The following is a 25913-nucleotide window of genomic DNA, read 5'->3' as shown; positions in this document are numbered from 1 at the left end:
GATGGTGTGGGCTTGGAAGGTGACGAGCCTTGACCCCGGCACTGGCTACACAGTTAGGGCTGCTTGGTTCCCCACCTGACCCGGTTGGCCGCTTCACCATGCGGGAAGGCCCGTCAGGACGCATTGTATGCCACGGCTATGCACCTTGCAGCACGTGGTGGCGGTCGATGCCGAAGCGGCGCATTTTTTCCCACAGCGTTTTGCGGCTGATGTCGAGCTGCTGCGCGGCCAGCGTGACGTTGCCTTGCGTCGCTTGCAGCGTGCGCACGATGTGCATGCCTGGCAACATCAGGGGGTGGCGGGCGACGTCGTGACGGAATGGGTTGACCGCAACGTGGTGCCCTATTACAAAGGCACCTGGGCCAGCGTCAAGAAGGTCGGCACCGTCGAGACGTGGCGGCGTACGATCTCCTTCAAGGAGCGACGTTACGCCTGATAGGCGCCTGGCGCCGGGTACCCCAGCGGTGTGGCGGGGTGCCTGTGGCTGAGGTAAAAAAGCGGGCGCGGGCACGCCACCCAGCGCAGGCGTGCCCGCGCCGGCCCATAACGAGGAGCAACGACATGCAGCCAAATGTGAGGGGTACGGACGACCTGGGCCAGGTCCGCGGGGTGGCCTGCCGGCCGGCGTGGAGGGACGATGCCGCGGCGGCGTGGACGGAAACCGCGGCCTGGGCCGCCGAGTTGCTGAGCACCCGCTGCAACGTGTCGCCCAAGCGCTTGGGTGAGCCGGGACCCACCGCGTTGCAGGTGCAGGCCCTTTTCGAGGCGGCTGCCACCGCCCCGGACCACGGCCTGTTGCAGCCGTGGCGCTTCATTGTCGTGCCGCCGCAGCGGCGGGCCGACCTGGGCGAGGTGTTCATGCAAGCGCTCATCGATCGCGACCCGGGCGCCACGCCCGAGCAGCTTCAAGCGGCGCGGGAAAAGGCCCATCGCGCACCGCTGCTGATGCTGGTGGTGGCTCGGCTGGGCCAGAGCACGCCCGGCGGTGTGCCCGACATCGAAAAGATGGTGTCCGTCGGCGCGGCGGTCCAAAACATGTTGCTGATGGCCCACGCCATGGGGTTGGGCGCCGGACTGACCAGCGGGCAGGCGTTGCACACCGAGCGCATGGCCCGCTTTTTCGGGCTGCAGCCGGGCGAGCAGGCGGTGTGTTTTGTCAACGTCGGCACGGTGGTCAAGGCCAAGCCGGCGCGGCTGCGCCCCGAGGTCGCAAGTTTTGTCTGCAGCCTCTGAGGCTTTGCCCCCGACACGCACGCCTACAATGCGGCCATGACCTACGTCGTCCTGGCCCGCAAGTACCGCCCCAAGACCTTCGCCGAGATGGTGGGGCAAGAGCACGTGGTGCAGGCGCTGGGCAACGCGCTGCGCAGCGCGCGGCTGCACCATGCCTACCTGTTCACGGGTACGCGTGGGATCGGCAAAACAACCGTATCGCGCATCCTGGCCAAGTCACTCAACTGCACCGGGCCTGACGGGCAGGGCGGCATCACCGACACCCCCTGTGGGGTCTGTGACGCCTGCCGCGCCATCGACGCGGGGCGCTTTGTCGACTACACCGAGCTGGATGCGGCCTCCAACCGTGGCGTGGACGAGGTGCAGACGCTGCTGGAGCAAGCGGTGTACAAGCCCGTCCAAGGCCGCTTCAAGGTCTTCATGATCGACGAAGTGCACATGCTCACCAACACCGCGTTCAACGCGATGTTGAAAACCTTGGAGGAGCCGCCGCCGTACCTGAAGTTCGTGCTGGCCACCACCGACCCGCAAAAGGTGCCGGTGACGGTGCTGAGCCGCTGCCTGCAGTTCAACCTGCGGCCCATGGCCCCTGACACCGTGGCCGAGCACCTGGCCCGCGTGCTGCACGCCGAAGGCATCGAGGCCGAGCCTGCGGCGTTGAAGCTGCTGGGGCGCGCGGCGCGCGGCTCGATGCGCGATGCGCTCAGCCTCACCGACCAGGCCATAGCCTATGGTGGCGGCGCGGTGCGCGCCGCGCAGGTGCGCGCCATGCTGGGCGCCGTGCAGCGCGAGCATGTGACGGCCTTGCTGCAAGCGGTGGCCGCAGGCCGCGCGGACGAGGTGGTGCGCTTGGTCGACGCCATGCGTGCCGAGGGCGTGGGCGCCGCGGCCACGTTGGAGGAAATGACCGCCGTGCTGCACCAGGTGGCCGTGTGGCAATGGACGGGCCTGGATGCCGCCGATGACGACGAGGCCGCGGCCGCCGTGCGGGCGCTGGCGGCGCAGCTCGTGCCGGACCAGGTGCAACTGCTGTACAGCCTGGCGTTGCACGGACGGGCTGAATTGGGGCTGGCGCCGGACGAGTACGCCGCCCTGACCATGGTGTTGCTGCGGGCGTTGAGTTTTGCCCCCGCGGCGCCCGCACCAGGGGGGGGCGGCGTGGCCTCGGCCCCGCCGCAGGAAGCGGCCAACGGCCCGCGGCCGGAGGCCGTGGCGCCGCAGCCCGCCCCAACGCCAGCGCAGCCGCGCGAGGCCGTGGCCGCCGCCGTGACGCCGCAGGCGCCGGCCGCCCCGGCCACCCCAGTCACCCCGGTCACGGCGGCAGCCGACGCGGCGGAGCTGGCCGATGCGTGGGCGGCGTTGGTCGATCGCTTGGATCGCGCCGGGCGGCTGCAAGCGCTGGTGCGCGAGTTGGCGTTGCAGTCCACCCTGGTGGCGCGTGAGGCGGGCGGTTGGCGGTTGCGCTGCGCCAGCGCGACCCTGGCCCAAGATGGCCCCCGCCAGCGGCTGCAAAGCGTGCTGGCGCAACACCTGGGGGTGGTGGACGGCTGGACGCTGTCCGTCGAGGTGGGCGCGGTGTCGGACACCCCTGCGCAGCGCCACGCGGCCGCGCGGGCGGCGCGCCAGCTCGCGGCGCAGCAAGCCATCGAGGCCGATCCCGTGGTGCAGGCGCTGCAACGCGACTGGGGCGCCACCGTGGTTGCTGGTAGCATCACGCCCCTTGACGACGCGGCGGCTTGAGACCCCGTGAGGCCATGAAGACGGTTTGACCAACGGAAGGCACCATGTTCAACAAAGGACAACTCGCAGGGCTGATGAAACAAGCCCAGGCCATGCAAGACAACCTCAAGCGCGCGCAAGAGGAAATCGCCCAGCTGGAGGTGACCGGTGAGGCGGGCGCGGGCTTGGTCAAGGTGACGATGACCGGCAAGCACGACGTCAAGCGCGTCAGCATCGACGCCAGCTTGCTGGCCGACGACAAAGAGATGCTGGAGGACCTGGTGGCCGCGGCGTTCAACGCGGCGGTGCGCAAGGTCGAGGAGGCCACGCAGGAGCGCATGGCCAAGGTCACGGCGGGCATGCCGGGCTTGCCGGGCGGACTCAAGCTGCCGTTCTGACCGGCCCCGGCCATGGCGGGGATGCCGCACCTGGAGCGCCTGACGGCCGCCCTGCAGCGGCTGCCGGGGGTAGGGGCACGCTCCGCAGCCCGCATGGCCTACCATCTGCTGCAACACGACCGGGCCGGCATCGCGGAACTGGCCCAGGCCCTGCTGGCGGCGGGCGACCACGTGCGTCATTGCACGCTGTGCCACACCCTGTGCGAGGACGAGGTGTGCGGCACCTGCGCCGACCCGGCGCGCGACCCCGCGCTGTTGTGCGTCGTCGAAACACCGGCGGATCAAGCGGCGCTGGAGCGCACCGGCACCTACCGTGGGCGCTACTTTGTGCTAATGGGGCGTCTGCGGCCGCTGGATGGCGTGGGGCCCGAGGCCATCGGGCTGCAGGCGTTGCTGCAGCGCCTGCAGGCGGACCCGCCGGTGCGTGAGCTGATCGTGGCCACCAGCTTCACCGCCGAAGGGGAAGCCACGGCGCACGTCGTCACGCAATTGGCGCGCGCGGCAGGGGTGACCGTGACGCGGCTGGCCCGCGGTGTGCCGGTGGGCAGCGAGCTGGAGTTCGTCGACCTCAGCACCATCGCCCACGCGCTGGCCGACCGGCGTCCGGGTTGACCCGCATCGGGTTGACCCGCATCGTACAAATCCCGATGGCCGACGGACACCGGCGGGTGTACCGTGCTGCATGCCATCGCCCTCAGCCCTCGCATGCGTCGGGGTGGGCGGTGACGGGAGGGTGATGCCATGGACAGACGGCGCTGGATGCGCTGGGCTGCCGCGGCCGCGTGGATGGGCGTTGCTGGGGCTGGCCACGCCGCCGATGACACCGTACAGCTGCGCGTACAGGTTGGCTTGGGTTTGCGGGCGCTGCCGCTGTGGTTGGCGCAGCGCCTGGGCTACCTGGCGCAGCACGGCGTGCACGTGCGCTGGGGGACGGAGCTGGACGACTTCGAGCCGGCCGGTCCGACGGTGCACGTGCTGGCGCTGCAAACCCTGGCCCAGCGCGCCTTGCAGGGGCAGCCCGTGCGGGCCTGGATGGCGCTGGTGCGCTCGCCTCAGTTGGGGCTGGGCACCGCCGCCCCGTCGGCGCAGGTGGATGCTTCCTACTGGAGGAGCGCCCGCATCGGCGTGCCCACCGGCACCGAGCTGGCTGCGCCGCTGGCGGCCCAGGTGCTGATGCAGCGCTGGGGGGTGCTGCCGAGCACGCGCCAATGGGTGGTGCTGCGCGGCCCCGCGCAGGCCCAGGCGGCGTTGCTCGAAGGGCAGGTGCAAGCGCTGTGCTGGGGCGAGCCGCTGCTGACCCAGCTCGAGTTGGCCGGCGCGCTGCATGTCCAGGCGGACCTGCGCCACCCTCAGCAGAGCCAACGCTGGCTGGGCGGGCCCTTGGTGTGCACGTGCCTGTGCTGCATGGCCGACGACGTGGGCCACCCGGCGCTGGGGCGCTTTGCTCTGGCGGTGCAGCGTGCGTTGCGCTGGCTGTCGTCGGCCTCGGCGATCGACCTGGCGGAGCACGCGGAGGTGGCTGGCATGGCCCATGAGCGCGCGCTCTTTTTGCAAATGATGGATCGGCTGCGCGCCACCTACAGCGTGGAGGGCGCGCTGGACGTGACCACGATGCGGCAGTCGATGCGGCTGTTGGCCGCGCTGCCGGGTGGGGTGACGTACCAAGGGCTGGACGCGGCACGGCTGGTGGCGCGCGTGCCCCTGGCGGCGGGCTGACAGCGTGCCGCGGGTGCGATCGGCGGCGATAATCGTGCCCCGATGAGCCTTACCCCCTCCGACGCACCGTCCGACCTCTGGGCGGCGGCCGAGCAGGCCGATCGCCAGCGCATGGAGCAACTGCGCGCGCTGCTGCGCCACCATGCGTGGCGCTACTACGTGCTGGATGACCCGGAAATCCCCGACGCCGAGTACGACCGCCTGATGCAGGAGCTGCAGGCGCTGGAAGCGCGCCATCCGCAGTGGGTCACGCCGGACTCCCCGACGCAGCGTGTCGGGGCGCAGCCCTCGGCGGCGTTTGCGCCGGTGGCGCATCGGGTGCCGATGCTGTCGATCCGCACCGAGACCGACACCTCGCCGCAGGCGGCCCTGGCCTTCGACGCCCGCATCCGCAAGGAGCTGGGGCTGCAGCCCAGCGACCCGCCGGTGGACTACGTGGCCGAGCCCAAGTTCGACGGCCTGGCCATCGCGCTGCACTACGAGCGCGGGGTGCTGGTGCGTGCCGCCACCCGCGGCGACGGCGTCACCGGCGAGGACGTCACCCACACCGTGCGCACCATCGCGCAGGTGCCGCTGCGCTTGCTGGGGGACGGCGCCGCCATCCCGTGGCTGGAGGTGCGCGGCGAGGTGTACATGCGGCGCGATGATTTCGAAGCGCTCAACGAACGCCAGCGCCAGCGTATCGCCGCCGGGGACAAGGGCGAGAAAACCTTCGTCAACCCGCGCAACGCGGCGGCCGGGGCGGTGCGGCAGCTCGACCCGGCGGTGGCGGCGGCGCGGCCGCTGAGTTTTTACGCTTACGGACTGGGCGACGTCACCCCAGCGGCGCAGGGCGGCCCCGCGTTCACCCGACACTGGGACGTGCTGCAGGCGCTGCGCACCTGGGGGTTTGCGGTGTCGGAGCTGGCGCAACGTTGCGCCGGCGGGCAGGCGCTGGCCGAGTACCACCGCCGCATCGGGCAGATGCGCGACACGCTGCCGTTCGACATCGACGGCGTGGTGTACAAGGTGGACCGGCTCGATTGGCAGCAGCAGCTCGGGTTTGTGACGCGCGAGCCGCGCTGGGCGCTGGCGCACAAGTACCCGGCGCAGGAGCAGTTGACCCGTGTGCTGGCCATCGAGGTGCAGGTCGGGCGCACCGGCAAACTCACGCCGGTGGCCAAGCTGGAGCCCGTGTTCGTGGGCGGCGTGACGGTGACCAACGCCACCCTGCACAACGAAGACGAGGTGTTGCGCAAGGACGTGCGCGTGGGCGACACCGTCATCGTGCGCCGCGCCGGCGATGTGATCCCCGAGGTGGTGGCGGTGGCGCCGCCGTTGCCCGAACCGCGCGGCGAGCCGTTTCGCATGCCCAGCCACTGCCCGGTGTGCGGCAGCGCCGTGGTGCGCGAGCCCGGCGAAGTCGATCATCGCTGCAGCGGCGGGCTGTTTTGCCCCGCGCAGCGCAAGCAGGCCATCCTGCACTTTGCCCAACGGCGCGCGATGGACATCGAGGGGCTGGGCGACAAGCTGGTGGACCAGTTGGTCGAGGGTGGCCTGGTGCGCACCGTGGCGGACCTGTACCGGTTGGGCCTGCGTCAGTTGGCCGAGCTGCCCCGCATGGCCGACAAGTCGGCGAACAACCTGCTGGCGGCCATCGAGCGCTCCAAAACCACGACGCTGGCGCGCTTTGTGTTCGCGCTGGGCATCCGCCATGTGGGGGAAAGCACCGCGCGCGATTTGGCGCGCCACTTCGGACGGCTCGACGCCATCATGGACGCCAGTGTCGAGCAGCTGCAGCAGGTGCCCGATGTGGGCCCGGTGGTGGCCGCCAGCGTCCGCACGTTTTTTGATCAGCCGCACAACCGCGAGGTGGTCGAGCAGTTGCGCGCCTGCGGCGTGCACTGGCCCGAAGGCGAAGGCGCGGCCACGTCCGACGCGGCGCAGCCGCTGGCGGGCAAGACGTTGGTGCTGACCGGCACGCTGCCAACGCTGACGCGCGACGAGGCCAAAACGTTGATCGAAGCTGCGGGTGGCAAGGTGGCGGGCTCGGTCAGCCGCAAGACCGACTACGTGGTGGCCGGTGAGGCCGCCGGCAGCAAGCTGGACAAAGCGCGCGAGCTGGGCGTGCCGGTGGTGGACGAGGCGGGCCTGCGCGCGCTGCTGGTGGGCCAGGCCGTCAGTCCTTGAAGCGGTAGTGGTCGCGGTTGAGCACCGCGGCCACAGCCGTCACTTCCTCGGGCCACATTTGCAGGTTGAGCGCGCTGTTGCACTGCTCGACCATGCCACGCAACAGCCCGGCGGTGTTGATGCGCCCCTGCGGGCGGTAGATGGCGCTGCCGTCGCCGCCTACTTTGTCGGCGTGGCACTGCGCACAACGGTGTTGACGGATCAATTGCTCACCCAGCGCCAGGTCGGCGTCGCGGAAGATGGCGGGCACCTCGGCGCTCGCCCACGGCGCGGCCAGCAGCGCGCTGGCGCCGGCGCACCAGGCCGCCAGGCGTTGGCGCCAACGAACCGCGGTGCGCGCAGCCGCTGCGCGGGCGGGTTGGCTGGTCGTGGTGTGCATCGTGTCGTCTCCCCTGCGCGGGTTGGGGTGGCCCCACGGCCACAGGACTTCATGCTACCGCGCTGGCCGACTCGTCGTCCAGCACGTGCATCAGATCGTGCGTGAGCTGGGCTTGTTCCCGCACCACGTGCAAAGCGGCCCCACTGATGACGAAGGTGTCCTCCACCCGCTCGCCCAGCGTGGTGATTTTGGCCAGTTGCAGCTGCACGCGGTGCTGCGCAAACACGCGCGCGATGCGGTACAGCAGCCCTTTGCGGTCACCCGCCGACACCGACAGCAGCCAGCGCTGGCCGCGCTCGTCGGGCTGCAGCGTCACCCGTGGCACCACCGGAAAGCTGCGCATGCGCCGCGAGGCGCGCGCCCGTGTGGGCTCCGGCAGCGGCGTGTCGGGTCGCAACGCACGGGGCAAGCCGCTTTCCACCAACGTGACCAGCTCCCGGTAGTGCTCGGGCATGGTGTCGGTGGCCACTTGAAACGTGTCCAAGGCGCAACCGTCGGCGGTGGTGTGGATTTTGGCGTCCAGAATCGAAAACCCCGCCCGGTCAAAGTAGCCGCAAATGCGCGCAAACAGGTCGGGCTGGTCGGCCGTGTACACCATCACCTGCAGCCCTTCGCCAGCGCTGGACAGGCGGGCGCGCACCACAGTGGGGGGCGCCGCGCTGTCGCCATGCTGGGCCAGCGCGCGCGACAGGTGGCGCGTGTGCCAGGCGATTTCGTCGGCGCTGTGGCGCATGAAGTAGCCCACGTCCAGCCGGGCCCACAGGGCCGCGTGCGCCTGATGGGGCAGGGCGTGCAGCGCCAGTTGCGCCAGCGCCTCGCGCTTGCGCGCTTCCACCTCGGCGTGGGGGTCGGGCGCGCCGCCGCCCAGCACACGCAGCGTGGTGCGGTACAGGTCCTCCAGCAGCTTGGCCTTCCAGCCGTTCCACACTTTGGGGCTGGTGCCGCGGATGTCGGCCACCGTCAGCAGGTACAGCCCGGTCAGGCGCCGCTCGTCGCCCACCCGCACGGCAAACGCCCGGATCACCTCCGGGTCGGTGGTGTCTTGCCGCTGCGCCACGTGGCTCATCGTCAGGTGCTCGGCCACCAGAAAACGCACCAGCTCGGCGTCGTCGCGCGCCATGCCGTGCTGGCGGGCAAAGGTCATGACGTCGCGTGCGCCCAGCACCGAGTGGTCGCCGCCACGGCCTTTGCCGATGTCGTGGAACAGCGCCGCCAGGTACAGCAGCCAGGGCTTGTCCCACCCGGCCGCCAGTTGGGAGCAAAACGGGTACTCGTGCGCGTGCTCCGGCATGAAAAAGCGCCGCATGTTGCGCAGCACCATCAGGATGTGCTGGTCCACCGTGTACACGTGGAACAGGTCGTGCTGCATCTGGCCGACCGCATTGCGAAACGGCCACAGGTAGCGTCCCAGTACCGAGGTCTGGTTCATCAGCCGAAACGCGTGCGTGATGCCCTGCGGCTGCTGCAGGATCTGCATGAACGTGCGCCGGTTGACGGGGTCGCGCCGAAAGGCCGCGTTCATCACTGGCCGCGCGTTGTACAGCGCGCGCAACGTGCGCGCCGACAAGCCCTTGATGCCCGGTGTTTGCTGGTACAGCAAAAACGTTTCCAAAATGGCGTGCGGTTCGCGCCAGTACAGGTCATCGTGCACGACGTCCAGCATGCCGTCGCGCTCGGCAAAGCGCGCGTTGATGGGGCGCGACTGTGCGGGGTGGCGGTTGCTGTGTTCGAGCCGCTCGCGGATGTTGAGCAGCAAAATCTGGTTGAGCTGCGTGACCGCCTTGGCCGCCCAGTAGTAGCGCCGCATCAGCCGCTCGCTGGCCCGGCGCGCGCGCCGGGCACGGTGTTCGCGGCCTGGCTCGGGGGGCAGCTCGGGCTCAATGCCAAAGGCGTTGGCCAGCGCCGACTGCAGGTCGAACACCAGCCGGTCTTCGCGCCGGCCGGCCAGGATGTGCAGCCGCGCGCGCACCAGGGCCAGCAGCGCTTCGTTGGCGCGCAACTGGCGCGCCTCGCGCGCGGTGGCCAGACCGCTGCGCGCCAGCGCTTGCCAGCTGTGTCCCAACCCGGCGGCCCGCGCCACCCACAGGATCACGTGCAGGTCACGCAAGCCCCCCGGGGACTCCTTGCAGTTGGGCTCCAGCGCGTAAGGGGTGTTCTCGTAGCGCTGGTGGCGCTGCTGCATCTCGAAGTGCTTGGCGCGGCAAAACGCCAGCGGGTCGATGGCGGCGCGCACGGCTCGCAACAACGCCTGCGCCGACGCGCGCGGCCCGGCCAGCCAGCGCCCTTCCAGCAGCGCGGTTTGCACGGTGATGTCCGCCGCGGCCTCGTCCAGGCACTGCTGCTGCGTGCGCGCGCTGGAGCCGATTTCCAGCCCCATGTCCCAGCACGTGCCCACGAAGCGCTCCACCGCCGCGTGCTCATCGGCCCCGGCGTCGTCCGGCAGCAGCACCAGCACGTCGATGTCGGAGTGTGGAAACAGCTCGCCGCGCCCGTAGCCACCCACCGCCAGCAGCGCCAGCCTGGGCGGCATGGCCAGACACCGCCACAGCGTGCGCAGCGTGCCGTCGGTGACACGGGCCAGGCGCCGCAGCAGCGGCCGAATGCCCCCGGCGCGGCCGCCCAGCGCCTCGATCTCGCGCAACACCGCCGCCTTGGCTTGGCGGTGCTGCTCGCGCAGCGCGGGCACATCCAGCGGGGTGGTGGCGGGAGGGGTGGACGACATGCCCGCTTGGGTAAGCAAACAGCGTGCCTGCTGTGATTTACGTTGCGCTCGAGGCGGCGACCTGCGCGAAGGCGGGGGGCGGCGGACTGCCCGCCGATAGTGTCAGCACCTCGTAGCCATCGTCGGTGCACAGCACGGTGTGTTCCCACTGGGCCGACAGCATGCGGTCGCGCGTCACGATCGTCCAACCATCGCCCAGCTCGCGGATTTCGCGCCGCCCCTGGTTGATCATCGGCTCAATCGTGAAGGTCATGCCGGCGCGCAGCTCCATGCCAGTGCCGGGCTGGCCGTAGTGCAGCACCTGCGGATCCTCGTGGAACTTGCGTCCGATGCCGTGGCCGCAAAACTCGCGCACCACGCTGTAGCCCGCGGCCTCGGCAAAGCGCTGGATGGCGTGGCCAATGTCCCCGAGGCGCACGCCAGGACGCACCATCACGATGCCCTTCCACATCGCCTCGTAGGTGATTTCGCACAACCGGCGTGCGTGCGGGGCCACCTCGCCCACGTAAAACATGCGGCTGGTGTCACCATGCCAGCCGTCCTTGATGACGGTGACGTCGATGTTGACGATGTCGCCTTTTTTGAGCGGCTTGTCGTTGGGGATGCCGTGGCACACCACGTGGTTGACCGAGGTGCAAATGCTCTTGGGGTAGGGGTTGTAGCCGTTGGGGGCGTAGTTCAGCGGCGCGGGGATGGCGTGCTGCACGTTGACGATGTAGTCGTGCGCCAGCCGGTCGAGCTCGTTGGTGGTCACGCCCGGGCGCACGAACGGCGTCAGGTAGTCCAGCACCTCGGCGGCCAACCGACCCGCCACGCGCATGCCTTCGATGCCCGCGGCATCCTTGATGGTCACAGTCATGGGGGGCGATGGTAACAAACGCGCCCCATCCATGTCGCAGTGGCGAGTATCATCGTGCACCACGAGGGGAGGCCCGCGTACCCTGGGGTTGGAGGCACGATCTTGGATGCGGGTGTGGGCTCGTCGCGCTGTTTCGATCCAACGTCCGAGGCTGTCGTGCTCAAACTCGAACAAATCCAGAAAAACGCAGCCATCGCTGGGCTGGAGCCCGGGCAGGTGGTGCGCATCGTCACCACCGAGCCGGTCGGCGACAACGCGCTGACCGTTTACTACAAGACCGCCGACGGCAAGCTGCTGGAGCGGATGCTGTTCCGCACCGACGAGGCCAAGCTGTCTCTGGCGCAGGAGGGCCGCCCCTGGGCGTTCGATGCACCCGGCGACGCGTTCAAGCTTGCCGTCGAGGCCTACCGCATCCACCTGGCCCATCTGTTCGATCCGATGATGGCGGTGCACACGTCGAACGTGGAGCCGCTGCCGCACCAGATCACCGCGGTCTACGAGTCGATGCTGCCGCGCCAGCCGCTGCGCTACGTGCTGGCCGACGACCCCGGCGCGGGCAAGACCATCATGGCCGGGCTTTACATCCGCGAGCTCATGATGCGCGCCGACGCCAAGCGCGTGCTGATCGTTGCCCCGGGCAGCCTGGTGGAACAGTGGCAAGACGAAATGTTCGAGAAGTTTGGCCTCTCGTTCACGCTGTTCTCGCGCGAGCAGGTCGAACAGTCCCGCAGCGGCAACCCTTTCGACGATATCGACCTGATGGTCGCCCGCGTGGACCAACTGGCCCGCGCCGAAGACTTGCTTGAAAAACTGCGCCTGACGCACTGGGATCTGGTCGTCGTAGACGAAGCGCACAAGCTCTCGGCCAGCTACTTTGGCAACAAAGTCAACAAGACCAAGCGCTTTCAGCTCGGGGAGCTGCTGGGTTCCATCACGCGGCACTTTTTGCTCATGACGGCCACGCCGCACAACGGCAAAGAGGAGGACTTCCAGCTTTTCATGTCGTTGCTGGACGCCGACCGCTTCTACGGCAAGTTCCGCGACGGCGCGCACAAGGTGGATGTCTCGGACCTGATGCGCCGCATGGTCAAGGAAGAGCTGCTCAAGTTCGACGGCACCCCGCTGTTCCCCGAACGCCGGGCCTACACCGTCAACTACAAACTTTCAGACCTCGAAGCGGCGCTGTACGTTGCGGTGACCGCGTACGTCAAGGAACAATTCAACAAGGCCGACCGCCTCACGGACAACGCCCGCCGTGGCAACGTGGGCTTTGCGCTAGCCAGCTTGCAGCGACGGCTGGCTTCCAGCCCCGAGGCCATTTACCAGTCGCTCAAGCGCCGCCGCCAAAAGCTCCAACGGCGCGTGGAAGAAGAAAAGCTCCGACAGCGCGGTCAGCGGCTGGCCGAGACGCTCGACGACCCCAGCTGGGCCGGGGCAGACGATGTCTGGGAAGCAGCGGAGGCGCTGTCGGCCGAAGAGTACGAAAACTTCGAAGAAGCGGTTGTCGACCAAGCCACCGCCGCGCAAACCCTCCAGGAGCTGGAGGCGGAAATCCTCGTCCTCGAAGCCCTCGAAGAACAGGCCCGCCAGGTGGTGCATTCGGGCCAAGACCGCAAGTGGGACGAACTCTCCCGCCTGCTGCAAGATACGCCCGAGATGCGCGACGCGGCGGGCCGCCAGCGCAAGCTCATCATCTTCACCGAACATCGCGACACGCTGAACTACCTGACCGAGCGTATCCGGGGGCTGCTCGGGCAGCCCGATGCCGTCGTCACCATCCACGGCGGCATCAAACGTGAAGAGCGCCGCAAGGTGCAGGAGCTCTTCCGCAACGACCCTGCCGTGCGCGTGCTTGTGGCGACCGATGCGGCCGGCGAAGGCGTCAACCTGCAAAACGCCAACCTGATGGTCAACTACGACCTGCCGTGGAACCCCAACCGCATCGAGCAGCGCTTTGGCCGCATCCACCGCATCGGCCAGACCGAGGTGTGCCACCTGTGGAACATGGTCGCCAGCGAAACCCGCGAGGGTGACGTTTTCCAGCGCCTGTTCGAAAAAATCGAAGTGGAACGCCAGGCGCTGGGTGGCCGGGTGTTCGACATCCTGGGCGAGGTGTTCGAGGATAAGCCCCTCAAAGACCTGTTGATCGAAGCCATCCGCTACGGCGACGACCCCGAGGTTCGCGCCCGCCTGCTACGCAGAGTGGAAGGCGCGCTGGACAAGCAGCACCTCCAGAACATCATCGAGCGCAACGCCTTGTGCAAAGAGGTGATGGACGACAAGCGCCTGTTTGCGGTGAAGGCGGAGATGGAAAAGGCCGAAGCCCGCAAGCTGCAGCCCTACTTCATTCGCTCATTCTTCAGCCAGGCCTTCCAGCAGTTGGGCGGCGAGCTCAAGCCCCGCGAGGCGGGGCGCTACGAGATCACCCACGTACCCGCCATCATCCGCGAGCGCGATCGGCAAATCGCTGGTCGCGACCGCCGTTACCAACAACCGGTGCTGCGCCGCTACGAGCGCGTCTGCTTCGAAAAACAGCACGTGCGCCTGACCGACCGTGTGGGCGCGCCGATGGCCAGCCTGCTGCACCCTGGCCACCCGCTGATGCAGTCGGTGACCGACCTGGTGCTCGAAGCCCACCGCAACACGCTCAAACAGGGCGCCGTGCTGGTGGACCCCGCCGACATGGGCCTGACGCCGCGGGTGTGCTTCATCATCGACCACTCGGTCAAGGAAGGCGCCGATCCGGTGCACGTGGTGTCGCGCCGCATGCAGTTCGTCGAGATCGACGCATCCGGCAACGCCATCAACGCCGGCTGGGCGCCGCACCTGGACCTGGAGCCGCTCGCGCCTGCCGACAGGGCGCTGATCGAGGACGTGCTCGCTGCACCCTGGATCACACAGGACCTGGAGCAGGTGGCGCTGGCCCACGCCTCCACGCACCTGGTGCCCGAGCACTTCGACGAGGTACGCGCCCGCCGCGAGGCCATGGTGGACAAGACACTGGCCGCCGTGCACGAGCGCCTGGTCAAGGAGATCAATTTTTGGTCTGACCGTTACATCAAGCTGCAGGACGACATCGCCGCCGGCAAGGACGTGCGCCTGAGCCTGGAGAACGTGCGCCGCACCATCGATGAGCTGACCGCCCGCCGCGAAACGCGCGAGAAGGAGCTCACCGCCATGCGCCATGTCGTCTCCGCCACGCCGGTGATCCTGGGCGGCGCCTTGGTCATCCCCGCCGGTTTGCTGGCGCAACGCAAGGGACAACCCGGCTGGTCGGCGGATGCCGATGCGCGAGCGCGCATCGAGCGCATCGCCATGCAGACCGTCATGGACGCCGAGCGCGCTCTGGGCCATCAGGTCATCGACGTCTCGGCTGAGAAGTGCGGCTGGGACATCACCAGCCTGCCGCCAGCACGCGACGGCAAACTGCCCGAGAGCCGCCACATCGAGGTCAAGGGCCGCGCCAAAGGGCAGAGCACCATCACCGTCACGCGCAACGAGATCCTCTACGCCCTCAACCAGGCCGACAAATTCATCCTGGCCATCGTGTTGGTCGACGGTGAAGAGCACGAAGGGCCGTTCTACGTGCGCCGCCCCTTCACGAGCGAGCCCGACTGGGCCGTGACCAGCATCAACCTGGATCTGGATGCCTTGCTGGCGCGCGCTACGACAGCGGAGGGTTCGCAGTGAGCCAGCGCCGCGGCCAGAAAAGAGAAACGCCCCTTGCGGGGCGTCGGGCCGGAGATGCGATCTCCGGCGGGGCTAGAAGAAAACGCCTCCACAAGGGAAGCGTTGGGCCGGAGATGCGATCTCCGGCGGGGTTGATAGTAAATAGTATAGCCACAACGCCGCCTGCTGTCAAAGCCAACGCAGCGCTTCGGAGGGGCGGCCGATGAACAGAGTCATCGCCTACATCGATGGGTTCAATCGCCGCTCGCACCAGCTCACGCAGGCGGCCCATGGCCACTTCATCATCAACGAAACCACGTTCCGGCGCTGCCAGCTGCCCCAACAGGTACAACGGGCCGACGGCCACGTACTTACCCGCCCCGGCACTTGGCGCTGATCGGAGAAAAACAATGACCCCCATCAAAACCCCCAAAAAACTCATCGAAGTGGCGCTGCCGCTGGACGCCATCAACCAGGCCGCCGCGCGGGAAAAATCCATCCGCCACGGCCACCCCAGCACGCTGCACCTGTGGTGGGCGCGCCGCCCGCTGGCCGCCGCGCGCGCCGTGATCTTTGCCCAGATGGTCAACGACCCTGGCTACGAGCGGCACCTGGGCCGCGGCGTCAACAAGCAGCAGGCCGCAGCCGAGCGCGAGCGCCTGTTCAAGCTCATCGAAGACCTGGTGCAGTGGGAAAACACCAACAACGAACAAGTGCTCGCTGCCGCCCGTGAGGAAATCTGGAAAAGCTGGCGCGAGACCTGCGCCCTCAACAAAAACCACCCTCAGGCGGCAGAACTGTTCAACCCGGATAGGCTCCCCGCCTTTCACGACCCCTTTGCGGGCGGCGGCGCGCTGCCGCTGGAAGCGCAGCGCCTGGGGCTGGAAAGCTATGCCAGTGACCTCAACCCCGTGGCGGTGACGATCAACAAGGCCATGATCGAAATCCCGCCGCGCTTTGCGGGCCGCGCCCCCGTGGGGCCGCGGCCTGCGGGTGAGCGGCAAACCCCGCTGCACGAAGACTGGAGCGGCGCCAAGGGCCTGGCCGAAGACGTGCGCCGCTATGGCGCCTGGATGCGCGAACAGGCGCAACGGCGCATCGGCCACCTCTACCCGCCGGTCACGATCACGCCCGAACTCGCGCACGGCCGCCCGGACTTGCAACCCCTCGTGGGGCAAACGCTCACCGTCATTGCCTGGCTGTGGGCGCGCACGGTCCAAAGCCCCAACCCCGCCTTCAGCCATGTGGCGGTGCCGCTGGCCTCCACCTTCGTGCTTTCCAGCAAGCCGGGCAAGGAGGCCTATGTCGAACCGGTGGTGGAAGGCGACACCTATCGCTTCACCGTCCAGGTGGCGGGCAACCCAGGGTTTGACAAGGCGGCGTACGCGCGGGCCAAGAGTGGCACCAAGCTTGCGCGAGGGGCGAATTTTGAGTGTTTGCTGTCCAAGACGCCCATCGACGGCGACTACATCAAGGCCGAAGGCCGGGCCGGGCGCATGGGCGCAAGGCTCATGGCCATCGTCGCCGAAGGGCCGCGTGGGCGTATCTACCTGCCGCCGTTGCCTGAGCATGAGGAAATTGCTCGAAAAGCGCAGCCGGAGTGGAGACCGGAAACGGCTTTGCCGGATGACCCGCGCAATTTCTGGACCATCGGCTATGGCCTGACGAAATATGGCGACCTCTTCACCCCCCGCCAGTTGGTGGCGCTGACCACCTTTTCCGACCTGGTGGCCGAAGCGATCGAACGCTGCCGGCAAGACGCCCTGGCCGCCGGCATCCCCGACGATGGCCGCGGCCTCGATGCCGGCGGCAGCGGCGCCACCGCCTACGCCCAGGCGGTGGGGGTTTATTTGGGAATAGCATTGAGCCGCCTGACCGACATTTGCAATGCACTTTGTAGATGGGAAGCCAGCAAAACTCAAGTTCGCAACCTGTTCGGTCGTCAAGCAATTCCCATGTTGTGGGATTTCGCTGAAAACAATGTATTCGCTGCCGCGGCTGGTGATTACGGTACGAGCCTTGGTAATATGGTAAGGGCATTATTGGAGCTTCCTGCGAAGGGTTTGGCCCACGCTCTGCAAGCTGACGCCCAAAGTCAAAACATCAGTATCAATAAGGTTATTTCCACTGACCCCCCGTACTACGACAATATCGGCTACGCCGACCTGTCGGACTTTTTCTACGTCTGGCTGCGCCGCGTGCTGCGCCCCATCTTCCCCGGCCTGTTTGCCACGCTCGCCGTGCCCAAGGCCGAGGAGCTGGTGGCCACGCCCTACCGCCACGGCAGCAAAGAGGCCGCCGAGCGCTTTTTTCTGGAAGGCATGACGCGGGCGCTCGCGAACCTCGCCTGCCAGGCGCACCCGGCCTTTCCGGTCACCATCTACTACGCCTTCAAGCAGTCCGAAACCGAGGACGAGGCGGGCACCGCCAGCACCGGCTGGGAGACGTTTCTGGAGGCCGTCATCCGCGCGGGCTTTGCCATCACCGGCACCTGGCCAATGCGCACAGAACTTGGCAACCGCATGATCGGCTCCGGTACCAACGCCCTGGCCTCCAGCATTGTGCTGGTCTGCCGCAAGCGCGCGGCGGATGCGCCCACGGTCAGCCGCCGCGAGTTTATCCGCGAGCTCAACGCCACGCTGCCCGAGGCGCTGGAGGCCATGACCCGCGGCGGCGTGCACTCGCCCGTGGCGCCGGTGGACCTCTCGCAGGCCATCATCGGCCCGGGCATGGCCATCTTTTCCCAGTACGCCGCGGTGCTGGAGGCGGACGGCACGCCCATGCGCGTGAAGACCGCCTTGCAGCTCATCAACCGGTATCTCGCCGAAGACGACTTCGACGCCGACACGCAGTTTTGCCTGCACTGGTTCGAGCAGCACGGCTGGAGCGCGGGCAAGTACGGCGAGGCCGACGTGCTGGCCCGCGCCAAGGGCACGGCGGTGGACGCGCTGGCGCAGGCCGGGGTGGCGCAGGCGGCCAAGGGCAGCGTGCGCCTCGTGAAGTGGCGCGAATACCCCGCCGACTGGTCGCCCGAGCACGACGCCCGCACCCCGGTGTGGGAGGCGCTGCACCAGCTTATCCGCGCCCTCAACGACGGCGGCGAGACGGATGCCGGCCGGCTGCTTGCGCGCATGCCCGACCGCGCCGAGCCCATCCGGGCGCTGGCCTACCGCCTCTACACTCTGTGCGAGCGCCAGGGCTGGGCCGAGGAGGCCCGCGCCTACAACGAACTCGTCACCGCCTGGAGCGGCATCGAGCAGGCGGCTGCCGAGGCGGGCGTGGTGGGTTCGCAGACAATTCTGGACCTTTGAGGAGAGGCCGATGCTCCAGTCCGCCGTTTTCCAAAACTTCACCACCGTGCCTAACGGCGAATGGCAGTTCGCCGCCGGGTTGAACGTCATCGTGGGCGAGAATGGTTTGGGCAAGTCGCATGTGCTCAAGGCCCTTTATGCCATGCTCAAGGTGCAGTCAGGATGGACAGAACGACCCAGCAAGGCCGATCTGGAACGCACTTATGCCGAAAAACTGGTTCGGGTCATGCGGCCCGAGACCCTGGGGCGGCTGGTCAAGCGCAAGCAGGGGCGAGAACGGTGCGAGCTTCGATTGGTAATGCAAGTCGAGGCACAAAATAGCGCTATTGCATTTGCCACCAATGCCAAATCGCAGGTCGATGTCATCGGAACCCCAGCAGAAGGGCTGGAGCTTCCTCCCGTATACTTCCCGACGCGTGAGCTGATCACTCTGTGTCCCTGGTTTCTGGGCCTGTATGACAACTATCACCTCGAATTCGAGGAAACCTGGCGCGACACCGTATCCCTGCTGGGCGCGCCTTCCGTGAGAGGGCCGCGCGAGCAACGTGCGGCCCAACTCTTGGCGCCACTGGAGGCGGCGCTTGGTGGCAAGGTGGTGATGGATACCCAAACCGGGCGCTTTTACCTGAAGGTACCCGGCGAGGGGCAGATGGAAATGCCGCTGGTGGCCGAAGGCTTGCGCAAGTTTGCGATGCTGGCGCGCCTGATCAGCACCGGCTCTCTGCTCGACAAGGGCTATCTGTTCTGGGACGAGCCGGAAACCAACCTCAATCCCAAGCTCATCAAGACCATCGCCGCCAGCATCGTGCGGCTTGCTGCCCAGGGTATTCAGGTTTTTGTGGCGACGCATAGCCTGTTCCTGTTGCGCGAATTCGAAATTCAGCTCCATGCCCATGCAAACAAAAGAAAAGCCATTGGCGCGCGCTTTTTTGGTCTGCATGTGGGCGAGTCAGGCAGCGTATACCTTGAGCAGGCGGATGATTTGGCTGCGATCGGCTCCATCACGGCACTGGAGGAAAGCCTGCGCCAGTCGGACCGTTATCTGACCCTGGGGGAGTGACATGTCGGACGTCCAAGTCGAGCGACTGACTTTTTCATTTCCGAGCGATTGGAGAGTGGGCAAATACGATGACTGGTCTTTTTACCGCAACCAGTTTTCAAGGCAGTTCGATGGAATAGGCGCGGTCGATGTGATCGCCTGCAGCGCCCATGGCGAGACTTTTCTGATCGAAGTCAAAGATTACCGCCATCCGGACACCACCAAACCTTCCGATCTGCCAACCATCATCGCCAACAAAGTCATCATGACGCTGGCGGCACTGCTGCCCGCTGCGCTGCATGCCAATGACGCCGCCGAACAGGCTCTGGCCAAAAAAGCCCTGAGGTGCCGAAGTTTGCGTGTGGTCGCCCACATTGAGCAACCGCGCGCCCATAGGCCTGCTGTCGATCCTGCGGACATCAAGCAAAAGCTGTGTCAATTGTTGCGCGCTGTTGACCCGCACCCGAGCGTGGTATCCGCAAACGCCATGCAGAACCTGCCGTGGCAAGTTCAAGTTGTCTGAGGAAAATGCGATGACCCTCAAACCCTGGCGCGAAGTCGCCGTCCCTCATCAAGACGTGCTCAAGGGCACCTTCCAGCAGGCCGAGTTTGCGGCGGATTTGTCGCGCGTGCACGCCGGGAGCGCTACCGAGGAATATCAAAACCCGGTGCTCTTTTTCCAGCGCACCTTCATCACCGAGGGCATGCGGTTGCTGCTGGATTCCGTGGTCAAGCGGCTGGCGGGCAAGGGTGGCGATCCGGTGATCCAACTGCAAACCGCCTTTGGCGGCGGCAAGACGCACACGATGCTGGCGGTGTACCACCTGGCCAAGGGCGAAGCGCCAGCCAGCGATTTGCAAGGAGTGCCTGCCATCCTCGATGCGGCGGGCGTGACCGAACTGCCACGCGCGCGCATCGCGGTGCTCGATGGCATCAAATCCTCGCCCAACCAGCCGGTGGTGCGGGAAGGGCAAGCGATCCGCACGCTGTGGGGCGATCTGGCCTGGCAGTTGGGCAAGGCCGAAGGCTATGCGCTGGTGGCCGATGCCGATGCCTCTGGCACCTCCCCCGGCAAGGCTGCGCTGGAGGCGCTGCTGGCACGCTACGCGCCCTGCGTGATCCTCATCGACGAGCTGGTGGCCTATGTGCGCCAGTTCGAAGAGGGCAAGACGCTCACGGGCGGCACCTTCGACTCCAACCTGTCGTTCGTGCAGGCGCTGACCGAGGCACTCAAGGCCGTGCCCACGGCGGTGCTGCTGGCCTCCCTGCCCGAGTCGGACAAGGAAGCCGGCAGCCAGCGCGGCGTGAAGGCGCTGGAGGCGCTCGCGCACTACTTTGGGCGCGTGCAGGCGCTGTGGAAGCCGGTGGCCACCGAGGAGGCGTTCGAGATCGTGCGGCGGCGGTTGTTCACCTCGATCAACGACAAGCTGGCGATGGAATCGGTGTGCCGGGCGTTTGCGGACTTCTACACCACCCACCGCGACGACTTCCCCGCCGAAACCCAGGAGGGGCGCTATTACCAACGGCTGCTCCAGGCCTACCCGATCCACCCCGAGGTGTTCGACCGCCTGTACGAGGATTGGTCCAGCCTGGACAACTTCCAGCGTACCCGCGGCGTGCTCAAGCTCATGGCCAAAGTGATCCACCGGCTTTGGAAGGACGGCAACAACGACCCGCTGATCCTGCCGGGCAGCCTGCCGCTGTACGACGCTGACGTGCGCAACGAGGCCATCTACTACCTGCCCCAGGGCTGGGACCCGGTGATCGAGCGTGACGTGGACGGCGAGCGCGCCGAGACCACCGAGATCGAGGCCAAAGACCCCCGTCTGGGCAGCGTGCAGGCCTGCCGCCGTGCGGCGCGCGCGATCTTTCTGGGCAGCGCGCCGGGCTCCACCAACCAGCTCGCGCGCGGCCTGGAGCAGGAGCGCGTGCTGCTGGGGAGCGTGCTGCCCGGACAGCAGGTGGGGCTGTTCAAGGATGCGCTGCGCCGCCTGAACGACCGGCTGCACTACCTCAACCACGCCAACAACCGCTTCTGGCTCGACACACGGCCCAACCTGCGGCGCGAGATGGAGGAGCGCAAGCGGCGCTTTCAGGACAAGGAAGACGTGTTCCCCGCCATCCGCGAGCGCGTGCAGCGCGGCCTTGCCAGTGGGGTGTTTGGTGGCATCCACGTCTTCACCGACAGCGGCGACGTGCCCGACGACTGGGCGCTGCGCCTGGTGGTGCTGCCGCCTGATGCCGCCTTCACCAGAAGCGGCCAGAGCGTGGGCCTGGAGCGCGCGACCGAGATCCTGAAGAAACGCGGCGATGCGCCCCGCTTCAAGCAGAACCGGCTGATCTTTCTGGCTGCCGACTACGACAGCGTCAGTCGCCTCAAGGACCATGTGCGCTCGTATCTGGCGTGGCGCAGCATCGTGGCCGACTACAAAGACAACCGCATCGTTCTTGACAACCTGATGGCCAGGCAGGCCAGCGCCAGCCTGGAGCAGGCCGAAGAAACGGTGCGCCGCATGATCCGCGAGACCTACAAGTGGCTCCTGGCGCCCATGCAGGAGGCACGCCCCGGCAAGGGCCTGTCGGAGCTGCGTTGGGAGCACTTCCAGCTCAACCCCGGTGCGCAGAACTGGTCGCAGGAGATCGAGCGCGTGCTCAAGGAAAACGAGCTGCTCATCACCGAGTGGGCCCCGATCCACCTGGCCAGGGTGCTGAAAGATTGGTTCTGGAAGGACGACGCCAGGGAGGTGAGCGCGCTCAGCGTCTGGCAGCAGAGCTGCCAGCAGCTCTACCTGCCGCGCCTGAAGGACGACACCGTCCTCCAGATGACGATGGCCGCCGGCGCCGAGAGCCGCGACTTCTTCGGCTTCGCGCAGGGCAAGGAGGATGGTCGGTACGTGGGCTTCAGCTACGGCAGGCGCCACTTGCCCATTCTGGACGCTTCTCTGCTGCTGATCGAGCCGTCCGCCGCGGCGGCCCACTTGGAGGCGCTGCACGCGGCGGAGGAGGCCTCGCGCGCGAAGGGGGCCGAGGCCAGCGGCGGTGCGGCCACGTCGTCCGTTCTCGCTGGTGGCGGCACGCCCCGCGCTGGGGACTCGGCCAAGGGTGGCTACGCGACGGGCAGCACCACTGCGGGACAGGTGGTCAAGAAGCAGTTCTACGGCAGCATTGAGCTCGACCCGTTCCAGGCAAAGAAGCAGTTCGCCGATCTGGTCGACGAGGTCGTTCAGCAGTTCACCACGCGCCCGGGCGTAAAAGTCAAGGTCACCGTCGAGATTCAGGCCGAGTCAGCCAGCGGTTTCGACGGGAGCCTGCAGCGGGTGGTGAAGGAGAACTGCAACGTGCTGAAGTTCAAGAACGCCGAGTTCGAGTCGGGCGCCGATTGAGTGGCTCCCCGTTGTGACGATATGCCTGCAAGCCTGAACGCCCCAGCGGCGGGGGATTGGCCCGTCCGGAGGGGCTCGAACCCCCGACCCACGGCTTAGAAGGCCGTTGCTCTATCCAGCTGAGCTACGGACGGCAGGGGTGTTGGGATGGTCGGAGCGAAAGGATTCGAACCTTCGACCCTCTGCTCCCAAAGCAGATGCGCTACCAGACTGCGCTACGCTCCGACGTCAACCCCGCATTGTAGCGGGGCGCCGCACGCCGTGGCGCGGCGAGGGCGGGTTCGGTCTAGGCTGAAGGCTTGGGCGCGGTGCCAAACAGGGTCTGGCGGGCTTTGTCGTCCAGGGGCTTGCGGGCGTCGGCCAGCACCTGCAGTGCGCGCTGCACGGCCGGCCGCGCGGCGATGCGCTCGAACCACGCGCGCACGGCAGGGTAGTCGTCCAGCTCCACGCCTTGGTTGTGCCACGGGCGGATCCAGGGGAAGGTGGCCACATCGGCCACGCTGTAGCTGCGCCCGCCAAGCCAGGGGCTGCGCTGCAGCCGGCGTTCCATGACGCCGTACAGGCGACGCGCCTCGTTGGTGTAGCGCTCAATGGCGTAGTCGATTTTTTGGGGCGCGTAGAGCCGGAAGTGGTGCGCCTGCCCCAGCATCGGGCCCACGCCGCCCACCTGAAACATCAACCACTGCAGCACTTCCCAGCGCTGGCGCTCGCCGCGCGGCAGCAGCTTGCCGGTTTTGCTGGCCAGGTACAACAAAATGGCGCCGGACTCGAACAGCGCGATCGGCTTGCCGTGCGGGCCGTCGGCGTCCACGATGGCGGGGATTTTGTTGTTGGGGCTGATGCGCAGGAACTCGGGGGTGAACTGCTCGCCCCGGCCGATGTCGATAGGGTGCACACGCCAGTCGCGCCCCAGGCGCAAGCCGCACTCTTCGAGCGCGATGTGAACCTTGTGCCCGTTGGGGGTGGGCCAGGAGTAGACGTCGATCATGTTGGCCTCCGATCGGTGGTAGGGGCTCGCGGCACTGGACAGCGCTGCTTCCTTCGGTGGTAGAATAGCAGGGTCGCGACCGAATGGGCGGGTGCATACCGGCCCATTTTTTTTGGTCGCATCGAAGGGCAACGGGGTAACGCGCAAGGGGCGACGGCCGCATGGCGAATCAGTGGCAGCAAACGGTGGCACAGACCGTGGCCGGCATGGGCTACGAATTGGTGGACGTGGAGCGATCCGCCGGCGGTTTGCTGCGTCTGACGATCGACTGGCCGTGGGATCCAGCCCAGCCCGAGCCGCGCTTCATCACCGTGGACGACTGCGAACGCGTGACGCGCCAGCTCCAGTACGTGCTGGAGGTGCAAGGCGTGGACTACCGGCGGCTGGAGGTGGGTTCGCCCGGCATCGACCGGCCGTTGCGCACGCCGCGGGATTTTGAGCGCTTTGTCGGCGAGGTGGTCGAGGTGACGTTGCGCGCGCCCATCGGGGCGGCGGGCGCGGGGCTGGCGGCCCCAGCGCGGCGCAAATTTCGCGGTGTGCTGCAGCGTGGCGAAGCGCCAGGCGCCTGGCAGTTGGAGCTGTTGCCCCCCGAGCCCCCGCGTCCTGGCAAGGTCGGGGCGCGCAAGGCCGCCCCTGCGGCCGAGACGGTGCAGGTGCTGGGCTTCACGCTCGACGAGGTGCGCGAAGCGCGGCTGGCGCCGGTGGTGGATTTTTCCGGGCGGCGCGCCCGTGGCAGCGCCCAACCCGAGCAATAACGACGAGTACCAGCAGGCAACTGGAAGGGCCTACAGTCATGAACCGTGAAATGTTGATGTTGATCGATGCCATCTCGCGCGAAAAGAACGTCGAGCCGCGCGTGGTGCTGGGGGCCGTGGAGTCGGCGCTGGCATCGGCCACCAAAAAGCTGCTGGGCGGTGACGCCGACGTGCGCGTCAGTATCGATCCCGACACCGGCGCTTACGAAACGTTTCGGCGCTGGAAGGTGGTGCCCGACGAGGCCGGCCTGCAAAACCCCGAGGCCGAGGAGCTGTACTCGGACGTCAAAGACGACTACCCCGGCATCCAGGTGGGCGATTACATCGAAAAACCCATCGAGAGCGTGCCCATTGGGCGCATCGGTGCGCAGGCGGCCAAGCAAGTCATTCTGCAAAAAATTCGCGACGCCGAGCGCGAAATGCTGCTCAACGACTTTTTGTCGCGGGGCGACAAAATTTTCGTTGGCACGGTCAAGCGCATGGACAAAGGCGACATCATCGCCGAGAGCGGCCGTGTGGAGGGCCGTCTCAAACGCAGCGAGATGATTCCGAAAGAAAACTTCCGCACCGGCGACCGCATCAAGGCGCTGATCGTGGAGGTGGACCCGACGCTGCGCGGTGCGCCGATTTTGCTGTCGCGCGCCTCGCCCGACTTCATGATCGAGCTGTTCCGCCAGGAAGTGCCCGAAATCGAGCAGGGACTGCTGGAAATCAAGGCCTGTGCGCGCGACCCGGGCAGCCGCGCCAAGATCGCGGTGCTGTCGCACGACCGCCGCATCGACCCCATCGGCACCTGCATCGGGGTGCGTGGCTCGCGCGTCAACGCCGTCACCAACGAGCTGGCGGGCGAACGCGTCGACATCGTGCTGTGGAGCGAAGACCCGGCGCAGTTCGTCATCGCGGCGCTGGCGCCTGCGGCGGTGCAGTCGATCGTCGTGGACGAGGAGCGCCACGCGATGGACGTGGTGGTGGACGAGGAAAACCTGGCCATCGCCATTGGCCGTGGCGGTCAGAACGTGCGTCTGGCTTCGGAGCTGACGGGCTGGAAGATCAACATCATGACCGCCGAGGAGTCGGCGGCCAAGCAGGCGCAGGAGCGCCAGGCGCTGCGCGAGCTGTTCATGAGCAAGCTCGACGTGGACGAGGAGATCGCCGACATCCTCATCGAAGAGGGCTTCACCAGCCTGGAGGAAGTGGCGTACGTGCCGCTGCAAGAGATGCTGGACATCGAAGCCTTCGACGAAGACACCGTCAACGAGCTGCGCGCCCGCGCCAAGGACGCGCTGCTGACGATGGAAATCGCCAAGGAAGAAAGCGTCGAGGAGGTGTCGCAGGATTTGCGCGACCTCGAAGGTTTGACCACCGATCTGATTGCCAAATTGGCCGAAGCGGGCGTGCACACGTTGGACGACCTGGCCGACCTGTCGGTGGACGAGTTGGTGGAGATCACCGGGCAAAGCCGTGACGAAGCGACGGCACTGATCATGAAAGCGCGCCAGCATTGGTTCAGCGACGATGCGGCCGCCGCACGCGAATGATCGGAGCCGACTGTAAGCCGAACATTCAAAAAAGG

Annotated in this window: 20 protein-coding genes, 2 tRNA genes and 1 other RNA gene; 15 read left to right on the top strand and 8 right to left on the bottom strand. The window is 67.2% G+C overall.

Annotated elements, in window-relative coordinates; translation table 11 throughout:
• Positions 1-18 precede the first annotated feature (18 nt).
• Both ffs and EDC36_RS07460 read right to left on the bottom strand, forming a co-directional pair.
• Positions 19-115: signal recognition particle sRNA small type (gene ffs / locus EDC36_RS07465), an RNA gene on the bottom strand.
• Positions 116-136: 21 nt separating this feature from the next.
• Positions 137-277: a helix-turn-helix domain-containing protein gene (locus EDC36_RS07460; RefSeq protein ID WP_243646518.1), complete on the bottom strand. Its 141-nt coding sequence runs from the start codon at positions 275-277 to the stop codon at positions 137-139.
• Between the two features lie 33 nt (positions 278-310).
• On the opposite strand from EDC36_RS07460, the gene EDC36_RS13475 reads away from it, so the two are divergent.
• The 7 genes from EDC36_RS13475 (at position 311) to ligA (ending at position 7235) form a co-directional block, all read left to right on the top strand.
• Positions 311-436, top strand: a complete 126-nt coding sequence (locus tag EDC36_RS13475; RefSeq protein ID WP_260680216.1) for a hypothetical protein — start codon at positions 311-313, stop codon at positions 434-436.
• A gap of 125 nt (positions 437-561) precedes the next feature.
• Complete coding sequence (locus tag EDC36_RS07455) at positions 562-1233, top strand: nitroreductase family protein (protein ID WP_132962636.1); 672 nt, start codon at positions 562-564, stop codon at positions 1231-1233.
• Positions 1234-1269: 36 nt separating this feature from the next.
• Positions 1270-2973, top strand: a complete 1704-nt coding sequence (dnaX, locus tag EDC36_RS07450) for a DNA polymerase III subunit gamma/tau (protein WP_132962635.1) — start codon at positions 1270-1272, stop codon at positions 2971-2973.
• A 44-nt stretch (positions 2974-3017) separates the two neighbouring features.
• Complete coding sequence (locus EDC36_RS07445; RefSeq protein WP_132962634.1) at positions 3018-3350, top strand: YbaB/EbfC family nucleoid-associated protein; 333 nt, start codon at positions 3018-3020, stop codon at positions 3348-3350.
• A 12-nt stretch (positions 3351-3362) separates the two neighbouring features.
• The gene (recR, locus tag EDC36_RS07440) at positions 3363-3962 is read left to right on the top strand and encodes a recombination mediator RecR (protein WP_132962633.1); all 600 of its coding nucleotides are present in this window, start codon (positions 3363-3365) and stop codon (positions 3960-3962) included.
• Between the two features lie 129 nt (positions 3963-4091).
• Positions 4092-5066 (top strand): ABC transporter substrate-binding protein, encoded by a 975-nt coding sequence (locus EDC36_RS07435; protein WP_143946012.1) that lies wholly within the window; start codon positions 4092-4094, stop codon positions 5064-5066.
• 42 nt (positions 5067-5108) lie between these two features.
• Positions 5109-7235, top strand: a complete 2127-nt coding sequence (gene ligA / locus EDC36_RS07430) for an NAD-dependent DNA ligase LigA (protein WP_132962631.1) — start codon at positions 5109-5111, stop codon at positions 7233-7235.
• Here ligA and EDC36_RS07425 read toward each other — a convergent pair.
• From EDC36_RS07425 to map, 3 genes are read right to left on the bottom strand one after another with little or no spacing between them, the layout of a single operon-like run.
• The gene (locus EDC36_RS07425; RefSeq protein WP_132962630.1) at positions 7225-7614 is read right to left on the bottom strand and encodes a hypothetical protein; all 390 of its coding nucleotides are present in this window, start codon (positions 7612-7614) and stop codon (positions 7225-7227) included. The genes ligA and EDC36_RS07425 overlap by 11 nt on opposite strands.
• A gap of 49 nt (positions 7615-7663) precedes the next feature.
• The gene (locus EDC36_RS07420) at positions 7664-10336 is read right to left on the bottom strand and encodes a [protein-PII] uridylyltransferase (protein ID WP_132962629.1); all 2673 of its coding nucleotides are present in this window, start codon (positions 10334-10336) and stop codon (positions 7664-7666) included.
• Positions 10337-10373: 37 nt separating this feature from the next.
• On the bottom strand, positions 10374-11195 hold the full coding sequence (map, locus tag EDC36_RS07415) for a type I methionyl aminopeptidase (protein ID WP_132962628.1): 822 nt from the start codon (positions 11193-11195) through the stop codon (positions 10374-10376).
• Between the two features lie 156 nt (positions 11196-11351).
• Between map and EDC36_RS07410 the strand changes: the two genes are divergently transcribed.
• From EDC36_RS07410 to EDC36_RS07390, 6 genes are all read left to right on the top strand, one after another.
• Positions 11352-14885 (top strand): helicase-related protein, encoded by a 3534-nt coding sequence (locus EDC36_RS07410; protein WP_132962627.1) that lies wholly within the window; start codon positions 11352-11354, stop codon positions 14883-14885.
• A gap of 202 nt (positions 14886-15087) precedes the next feature.
• Entirely contained in the window at positions 15088-15261 is a 174-nt protein-coding gene (locus EDC36_RS13185; RefSeq protein ID WP_165902832.1) for a hypothetical protein, read from the top strand.
• A gap of 13 nt (positions 15262-15274) precedes the next feature.
• On the top strand, positions 15275-18175 hold the full coding sequence (locus EDC36_RS07405) for a DUF1156 domain-containing protein (protein ID WP_132962626.1): 2901 nt from the start codon (positions 15275-15277) through the stop codon (positions 18173-18175).
• A 10-nt stretch (positions 18176-18185) separates the two neighbouring features.
• Entirely contained in the window at positions 18186-19235 is a 1050-nt protein-coding gene (locus tag EDC36_RS07400; protein ID WP_132962625.1) for an AAA family ATPase, read from the top strand.
• A 1-nt stretch (position 19236) separates the two neighbouring features.
• Positions 19237-19737, top strand: a complete 501-nt coding sequence (locus EDC36_RS07395; protein ID WP_132962624.1) for a cysteine--tRNA ligase — start codon at positions 19237-19239, stop codon at positions 19735-19737.
• Positions 19738-19747: 10 nt separating this feature from the next.
• Entirely contained in the window at positions 19748-22597 is a 2850-nt protein-coding gene (locus EDC36_RS07390; RefSeq protein ID WP_132962623.1) for an ATP-binding protein, read from the top strand.
• Positions 22598-22654: 57 nt separating this feature from the next.
• Here the strand turns inward: EDC36_RS07390 and EDC36_RS07385 are convergent.
• The 3 genes from EDC36_RS07385 to EDC36_RS07375 form a co-directional block, all read right to left on the bottom strand.
• Positions 22655-22731 (bottom strand) — tRNA-Arg (locus tag EDC36_RS07385).
• A gap of 14 nt (positions 22732-22745) precedes the next feature.
• Positions 22746-22822: transfer RNA gene (locus EDC36_RS07380), tRNA-Pro, on the bottom strand.
• A 61-nt stretch (positions 22823-22883) separates the two neighbouring features.
• Positions 22884-23585: a glutathione S-transferase C-terminal domain-containing protein gene (locus tag EDC36_RS07375; RefSeq protein ID WP_132962622.1), complete on the bottom strand. Its 702-nt coding sequence runs from the start codon at positions 23583-23585 to the stop codon at positions 22884-22886.
• A gap of 161 nt (positions 23586-23746) precedes the next feature.
• Between EDC36_RS07375 and rimP the strand changes: the two genes are divergently transcribed.
• Complete coding sequence (rimP, locus tag EDC36_RS07370; protein ID WP_132962621.1) at positions 23747-24340, top strand: ribosome maturation factor RimP; 594 nt, start codon at positions 23747-23749, stop codon at positions 24338-24340.
• Positions 24341-24378: 38 nt separating this feature from the next.
• Positions 24379-25878, top strand: coding sequence for a transcription termination factor NusA (gene nusA / locus EDC36_RS07365; protein WP_132962620.1), 1500 nt, complete (start codon positions 24379-24381; stop codon positions 25876-25878).
• Positions 25879-25913: the final 35 nt, after the last annotated feature.

The sequence above is a fragment of the Tepidimonas ignava genome (assembly GCF_004342625.1).
GTDB lineage: Bacteria > Pseudomonadota > Gammaproteobacteria > Burkholderiales > Burkholderiaceae_C > Tepidimonas > Tepidimonas ignava.
This window is presented reverse-complemented; position numbering and strand designations above follow the sequence as displayed.

Bases quoted from the DNA above. Each gene is read 5' to 3' on its own strand.
- EDC36_RS07460 (WP_243646518.1), bottom strand. From the start codon at position 277: ATGCACATCGTGCGCACGCTGCAAGCGACGCAAGGCAACGTCACGCTG.
- EDC36_RS07455 (WP_132962636.1), top strand. From the start codon at position 562: ATGCAGCCAAATGTGAGGGGTACGGACGACCTGGGCCAGGTCCGCGGG.
- dnaX (WP_132962635.1), top strand. From the start codon at position 1,270: ATGACCTACGTCGTCCTGGCCCGCAAGTACCGCCCCAAGACCTTCGCC.
- EDC36_RS07445 (WP_132962634.1), top strand. From the start codon at position 3,018: ATGTTCAACAAAGGACAACTCGCAGGGCTGATGAAACAAGCCCAGGCC.
- recR (WP_132962633.1), top strand. From the start codon at position 3,363: ATGGCGGGGATGCCGCACCTGGAGCGCCTGACGGCCGCCCTGCAGCGG.
- EDC36_RS07435 (WP_143946012.1), top strand. From the start codon at position 4,092: ATGGACAGACGGCGCTGGATGCGCTGGGCTGCCGCGGCCGCGTGGATG.
- ligA (WP_132962631.1), top strand. From the start codon at position 5,109: ATGAGCCTTACCCCCTCCGACGCACCGTCCGACCTCTGGGCGGCGGCC.
- EDC36_RS07425 (WP_132962630.1), bottom strand. From the start codon at position 7,614: ATGCACACCACGACCAGCCAACCCGCCCGCGCAGCGGCTGCGCGCACC.
- EDC36_RS07420 (WP_132962629.1), bottom strand. From the start codon at position 10,336: ATGTCGTCCACCCCTCCCGCCACCACCCCGCTGGATGTGCCCGCGCTG.
- map (WP_132962628.1), bottom strand. From the start codon at position 11,195: ATGACTGTGACCATCAAGGATGCCGCGGGCATCGAAGGCATGCGCGTG.
- EDC36_RS13185 (WP_165902832.1), top strand. From the start codon at position 15,088: ATGAACAGAGTCATCGCCTACATCGATGGGTTCAATCGCCGCTCGCAC.
- EDC36_RS07405 (WP_132962626.1), top strand. From the start codon at position 15,275: ATGACCCCCATCAAAACCCCCAAAAAACTCATCGAAGTGGCGCTGCCG.
- EDC36_RS07400 (WP_132962625.1), top strand. From the start codon at position 18,186: ATGCTCCAGTCCGCCGTTTTCCAAAACTTCACCACCGTGCCTAACGGC.
- EDC36_RS07395 (WP_132962624.1), top strand. From the start codon at position 19,237: ATGTCGGACGTCCAAGTCGAGCGACTGACTTTTTCATTTCCGAGCGAT.
- EDC36_RS07390 (WP_132962623.1), top strand. From the start codon at position 19,748: ATGACCCTCAAACCCTGGCGCGAAGTCGCCGTCCCTCATCAAGACGTG.
- EDC36_RS07375 (WP_132962622.1), bottom strand. From the start codon at position 23,585: ATGATCGACGTCTACTCCTGGCCCACCCCCAACGGGCACAAGGTTCAC.
- rimP (WP_132962621.1), top strand. From the start codon at position 23,747: ATGGCGAATCAGTGGCAGCAAACGGTGGCACAGACCGTGGCCGGCATG.
- nusA (WP_132962620.1), top strand. From the start codon at position 24,379: ATGAACCGTGAAATGTTGATGTTGATCGATGCCATCTCGCGCGAAAAG.